The sequence below is a fragment of the Duganella guangzhouensis genome, assembly GCF_009674535.1.
GTDB lineage: Bacteria > Pseudomonadota > Gammaproteobacteria > Burkholderiales > Burkholderiaceae_D > Rugamonas > Rugamonas guangzhouensis.
Map to the genome: position 1 here is coordinate 1 of NZ_WKJK01000086.1, position 228 is coordinate 228.

A 228-nucleotide genomic window follows, 5' to 3' on the forward strand; every position below is an offset into this window, starting at 1 on the left:
GCAACTGGTAGGGCTGGTTGGACTCGAACCAACGACCCCCGCGTTATCAACACGGTGCTCTAACCAGCTGAGCTACAGCCCCAATATTTGCTGTTCTCTATTTCATTACAGTCGATAAGTGTGAGCGCTTAATGTGCAAACTCTAGAAAGGAGGTGATCCAGCCGCACCTTCCGATACGGCTACCTTGTTACGACTTCACCCCAGTCACGAATCCTACCGTGGTAAGC

The 228-nt window shown here is 51.3% G+C and carries 1 tRNA gene and 1 rRNA gene; both read right to left on the minus strand.

Annotation, left to right across the window (positions count from 1 at the left end):
* Nucleotides 1–5 precede the first annotated feature (5 nt).
* Nucleotides 6–82 (minus strand) — tRNA-Ile (locus GJ699_RS34065).
* Between the two features lie 64 nt (nt 83–146).
* Nucleotides 147–228, minus strand: a 16S ribosomal RNA gene (locus GJ699_RS34070); the annotation flags it as partial.